We start from the raw sequence: 4,652 nt of genomic DNA, 5'->3' as shown, positions 1-4,652 counted from the left end.
CGTGCGGTCAACGGGGCGGCGGGCGGCGCCGTGGCACAGGGACCGACGACATGTGGGCCGGTGACATGTGGGGCCCGGAGAACGGCGTTCCCGCCGCGCGGCCGGGCCGCGCGGCGGGAACGGGAGGGGCCGGGCCGGGCGGTGGGTCACCGCCCGGCGCCCGGCGTCACTTCCGGTAGTACTTCGGCTGGGTCTGGGCGTTGAGCTCGTCCAGGTGCACGCTGTTGGCCTGGTTGGTGCGCCGGTCGTTGAGCTTCAGGACGTCGAAGCCCTTCGCCATGTCGTTCGAGTACAGGTAGCCGTTGTACCAGTACGTCGACCAGGTGCCGCCGCCACCGCCGTTGGGCAGCGGGCCGCGCTCGAAGTAGGCGATCTCCTTCGGGTTCTCGGAGTCGGTGAACTCCCAGACGGAGACGCCGCCCTGGTACCAGGACTGGACCATGATGTCCTTGCCCTTGACCGGGATCAGCGAGCCGTTGTGCGCCACGCAGTTCTCGGTGGAGGCCTGGTGGCGGGGGATCTTGAAGTAGCTGACGAACCGCAGCTCGGCCTTGTGGCCCTTGCCGACGATGTCGTAGATGCCGTTGGCGCCGCGGTCGGGGCCGATCTCCGCGTTGCAGGTGGCCATGCCGCCGCCGCCGAGCTCGTCGGTGAAGACGACCTTGTCGGCGTCCAGGTTGAACGTCGCCGAGTGCCAGAACGCGAAGTTCACGTTGTCCTGGACCTGGTCGATGACGACCGGGGCGGCCGGGTCGGAGATGTCCATCAGGATGCCGTCGCCCATGCAGGCGCCCGCCGCGAGGTTCTTCGACGGGAGGACGGTGATGTCATGGCAGCCGGTGGTGCGGGAGACGCCCGGGTTCACCGGGGAGCCCGGGTTGCCGCCGCCGAGCTCGCCCTCACCGGGGAACAGCACCGGGAAGTCGACGACGGCCGCGGACTCCGGGGCGTCGGTCGGCACCTTGATGACGGAGATGCCGTCGTGGGGCGGCTGGCAGTCCGGGTAGGCGGCGTTCGGCGAGTACGAGGACACGTAGACGTAGACGTCGTCGCCGTCCGGCAGCAGGGTGTGGGTGTGCGAGCCGCAGGCGGTCTCGACGGCGGCCACGTACTGCGGCCTGGTGATGTCGCTGATGTCGAAGATCTTGATGCCCTCCCAGGAGGACTTCTCCGTCACCGGCTGCGTGGTGCTGTTGCAGGAGTCGTCACTGCGCGAGGAGTCGGTGGAGAGGAAGAGGAGGTCCCCCGAGACCGAGATGTCGTTCTGCGATCCAGGACAGAGCACCTGGGCCACGACCTTGGGCTTCTTCGGATTCTTGATGTCGAAGACCTTGAACCCGTCGTAGTTGCCCGAGAACGCGTAGCGGCCCTGGAAGGCGAGGTCCGAGTTGGTGCCGGGCAGCAGGTCCTTCGGGGTGTTGCTGACATGCTCGATGTTGCCGGAGTGGACGATCTCGTCCACTCCGGGTATCTCACCGTTGTCGATGGCCGCCTCGACCTCGGCCTGGGCGCTGCTGGAGAGTTTCTTCTCCGGCAGGTCGCCCGGACCGGGGACGGCGCCGGCGGGGGCTGCCGTGAGCAGTGCGGCCATGAGACCGGCGGCGGTGGCCGCGACTCCCAGCCGTCTCCGCTGCTTTCGGGGGTTCAGTCTGAGCACTTCATCCTCCCTCTTCGGTCCGTTCACACACCGAGCGGTGGACGGACCTCAGCAGTATGGGCCGCGTCATGCACAGATCAATAGATTCGAAATACAATTAACATAAGTTTTTACGATCACACGCCGGTGGAACCGTGCTAGGACGGTGCTCGAAGACCGAGCAACCGTCAACCGTCCCTCCGGGAGGTCACCGTGCCCATCCGTCGCGTCCTGCGAGCAGCACTCGTCACCGCCGCGCTGCCCCTGACCCTCCTCGCGCTCGGCGGCTGCGACTCCGGTGCGGACTCCGGGTCGGGCGCGGCCCAGGGCTCTTCCGTGATCGCTCCGGGGAGACCGGGCGAGCCGAACAGGACCCTCTCCCCCGAGGAGGCGGCGCAGCACCGCAAGGAGGACGACTCCCCCAACAGCGCGGACGTCTCCTACGTCCGGATGATGATCGAACACCACGAACAGGCTCTGGAAATGGCCCGGTTGGCCCCCGACCGGGCCGAGTCGAAGGAGGTCAGGGGCCTGGCCTCGCGCATCGCGGACGTGCAGGGCGCGGAGATCGACATGATGGAGGGGTGGCTGGACGAGCACGGCTCCGGGAAGGACGCCGGCGCCCACGGCCACCAGGGGATGCGGGGCATGGCCACCCCCGAGCAGATGAAGCAGCTCGAGGCGGCCGACGGCGCCGAGTTCGACGGGCTCTTCCTCGACCTGATGACGGCTCACCACGAGGGCGCGATCGCGATGGCCGCGGACGTGAAGGCGAACGGCAACAACATCCGCGCCGAGGAGATGGCCGACGACGTGATCGCCACCCAGACCACGGAGATCGCCCGCATGGACGCCATGCGCGGCTAGCGGCACCCGAGGGCCGCGGCTGCCCCGACGAGGCGTCACCCCTCGTCGGGGCAGGGGGGCCAGGGCGGTGGGACGAGGGCCGACGGCGGTCGGTCCGTCCACGGCTCCGCGGCGTTGTCGGTGGCACCGTGCAGACTGGCCGGGTCCGACTCGCTCCCATCCGGACGACGACGTCCTGAGAGGTGGCCGGCATGGCCGACGTACTGCTCGCCGTAGGCACGAACAAGGGTCTGTTCCTCGCGCGCCGCCGCTCCGGCGGCTCCTGGGAGTTCGACCCCGCTCCGCACTTTAACGCCCAGGCCGTCTACTCGGTCGCGCTCGACACCCGCGCCTCCACACCGCGGATCCTGGTCGGCGGCGTGAGCTCCCACTGGGGGCCGTCGGTCTTCCACTCGGACGACCTCGGCCGCACGTGGGGGGAGCCGTCCAGCCCCGCGGTGCGGTTCCCGCAGGACACCGGGGCCTCGCTGGAGCGCGTCTGGCAGCTCCATCCGTCCGCCGTCGAGCCCGACGTGGTGTACGCCGGCACCGAGCCCGCCGCGCTCTTCCGCTCCGAGGACCGCGGCGAGAGCTTCTCGCTGGTCCGCCCGCTCTGGGAGCACCCCACCCGCTCCCGCTGGGCGCCCGGCGGGGGCGGCGAGGGGCTGCACACGATCCTCACCGACGCCCGTGATCCGGGCGCCCTGACGGTGGCGGTGTCCGCCGCGGGCGTCTTCCGCAGCGCGGACGGCGGCGCGAGCTGGGCCCCTTCCAACTCGGGCGTCTCGGCGGTCTTCCTGCCGGACCCCGATCCGGAGTTCGGGCAGTGCGTGCACAAGGTCTCCCGGGACGCCGCCGACCCGGACCGGCTGTACCTGCAGAACCACTGGGGCGTCTACCGCAGCGACGACGCGGGCGCGCACTGGAGCGACATCGGCGAGGGGCTGCCGTCCACCTTCGGCTTCGCGGTCGCGGCCCATCCCCACCGCGGCTCCACCGCCTACCTGGTCCCGGTCAACGCCGACTCCGACCGGGTTCCGGCCGGCCGGCGCCTCAGGGTCTTCCGCACCTCCGACGGGGGCGGCCGGTGGGAGCCGCTGTCCGCCGGCCTGCCCGACGAGGACCACTACGGAGTGGTGCTCCGCGACGCCCTGTGCACCGACGACGCGGACCCGGCGGGCGTCTACTTCGGCACCCGCAACGGCGAGCTGTACGCGTCCGCGGACGACGGCGACAGCTGGCGGATGCTCGCCTCGCACCTCCCGGACGTGCTCTGTGTACGCGCCGCCGTCCTCGGCTGAGGCCGGCCCGGGCCCCGGCGCCGCCCTCCGGCAGCGTGGGCCAGAGCTTGATCGTCTGTCGGACCCCGGCAGTAGGGTGACGCCCGTGGCACCTAGACCTTTGCACGAGATCGTCGAGCCCGGCTGGGCCAAGGCGCTGGAACCCGTGGCCGGCCAGATCGCCCGGATGGGGGACTTCCTGCGGTCGGAGATCGCCGCGGGACGCAGCTACGTCCCGGCGGGGCCGAACATCCTGCGCGCCTTCCAGCAGCCCTTCGACGACGTCCGCGTCCTGATCGTCGGTCAGGACCCCTATCCGACACCGGGACATGCCGTCGGGCTGTCGTTCAGCGTCGCCCCCGAGGTGCGCCCGCTGCCGCCCAGCCTGATCAACATATACCGGGAGATGCAGAACGACCTCGGCGTCCCCGAGCCTTCCAACGGCGACCTCACGCCGTGGGCCGACCAAGGTGTGCTGCTGCTCAACTCCTCGCTCACCACGGCCCCGCGCAAGCCCAACGCCCACCGGGGCAAGGGCTGGGAGCAGGTCACCGAACAGGCCGTCCGCGCCCTCGCCGAGCGCGGCAAGCCGCTGGTGGCGATCCTCTGGGGCAGCCACGCCAGGGGCGCGCGGCGCCTGCTGGGCGGCCTCCCGTCGGTGGAGTCCGCCCACCCCTCCCCCATGTCCGCCGACCGCGGCTTCTTCGGCTCGCGTCCGTTCAGCCGGGCCAACGACCTGTTGCTCCAGCAGGGGGCGCAGCCCGTGGACTGGCGACTGCCGTGAGCGGGACCGGGCCGCGCGAACGGGTGCTGCTGGCGGTGGACTCCGGCGGCTCCGGCCTGCGGGTCGCGGTGGGCACGGCGCGGAGCGGCCCGGTGGTCCGGCTTTC

Annotated in this window: 4 protein-coding genes; 3 read left to right on the top strand and 1 reads right to left on the bottom strand. The window is 71.1% G+C overall.

The features are described 5' to 3' along the window. Positions 1-166: 166 nt before the first annotated feature. Positions 167-1,591, bottom strand: coding sequence for an LVIVD repeat-containing protein (locus tag HW445_RS19280; RefSeq protein WP_257231163.1), 1,425 nt, complete (start codon positions 1,589-1,591; stop codon positions 167-169). 258 nt (positions 1,592-1,849) lie between these two features. Between HW445_RS19280 and HW445_RS19275 the strand changes: the two genes are divergently transcribed. The 3 genes from HW445_RS19275 to HW445_RS19265 all read left to right on the top strand — a co-directional run bounded on the left by HW445_RS19275 (position 1,850) and on the right by HW445_RS19265 (position 4,546). Then, entirely contained in the window at positions 1,850-2,503 is a 654-nt protein-coding gene (locus HW445_RS19275) for a DUF305 domain-containing protein (RefSeq protein ID WP_180222238.1), read from the top strand. A 191-nt stretch (positions 2,504-2,694) separates the two neighbouring features. Continuing rightward, positions 2,695-3,783 (top strand): exo-alpha-sialidase, encoded by a 1,089-nt coding sequence (locus HW445_RS19270; RefSeq protein WP_180222237.1) that lies wholly within the window; start codon positions 2,695-2,697, stop codon positions 3,781-3,783. An 85-nt stretch (positions 3,784-3,868) separates the two neighbouring features. Beyond that, complete coding sequence (locus HW445_RS19265; RefSeq protein ID WP_180222236.1) at positions 3,869-4,546, top strand: uracil-DNA glycosylase; 678 nt, start codon at positions 3,869-3,871, stop codon at positions 4,544-4,546. Positions 4,547-4,652: the final 106 nt, after the last annotated feature.

It is taken from the genome of Streptomyces sp. UH6 (genome assembly GCF_013421635.1).
Lineage (GTDB): Bacteria > Actinomycetota > Actinomycetes > Streptomycetales > Streptomycetaceae > Streptomyces > Streptomyces abyssomicinicus.
This window is presented reverse-complemented; position numbering and strand designations above follow the sequence as displayed.